The sequence below is a fragment of the Oleiphilus sp. HI0066 genome (genome assembly GCF_001635725.1).
Genome location: NZ_LWFH01001542.1, coordinates 1 through 776, shown reverse-complemented (window position 1 = coordinate 776; position 776 = coordinate 1). Strand labels below are relative to the sequence as shown.

The following is a 776-nucleotide window of genomic DNA, read 5'->3' as shown; positions in this document are numbered from 1 at the left end:
CTTTCTCGAATAATGAAGGGATCAATATTCAAGGTGACATTCTCTAAAACGACATTTGTGTTCGTTAATTCAAGCGTCAAATTCTGCGCTTTATCAAGAGATAGTTGACCATTAATTTCATAGCTAATGGCTCCCTCGGCTCGTGAGGTAAAATCTTTGGCAAGATATGCAAAAGCTTTTGTTTGCAGCTCTGCGAGGGACGATGAAAATGATGCCTTGCCTGACAATCCTTCATCTGAAGAATGGAAATCAAAGTCGGTGTCTAGATTCAGCGCAGCGTCGTTCACTAAAGCGTCTAGATGAAAGGTCCCTCTAAGTGAGTCGCTAGCTAACGTCAGTTCAGATAGATTAAGCTTGTTTAGTTGCGCGCTATGTTGTTTGTCGTTGTTGCTGAATTCAATGCTGAGAGCATCAATCTCTAACAGCGGTACATTCAAACTCCACGCTTTAGGGGTAGCGTCGTTATTAGTGTTTGTCTCTTGCTCTTTTTGGTTTGAGTTTTCTGGAATATCAAAAGCGGCAACTCGAGTCGCATCACCATTTCGTTCAATGTTTAGTTGAATATTGTCAAAATCTAGGGCGTCGAACGACACGACATTTTGAGTGAGAGACCAAAGGTTAAGATCAATCACGGCTTCAGAGATCTCTATGCCTAAGTTTTTGTCTTTCGTGTTGATGAGTTGGAAATCTTCAATGCTGACTGCGCCTTTGAATGGATTGAGGCGTACATGACTCCCGTCACTTAATTGCAGTTTATAGTCTACAAGGACTTTGGG

1 protein-coding gene is annotated in these 776 nt (G+C 41.9%); it reads right to left on the bottom strand.

From position 1 onward, the window contains the following. Positions 1 to 776 (bottom strand): hypothetical protein (locus A3738_RS31465; RefSeq protein ID WP_197473999.1); only part of this gene is annotated, 776 nt, incomplete at both ends.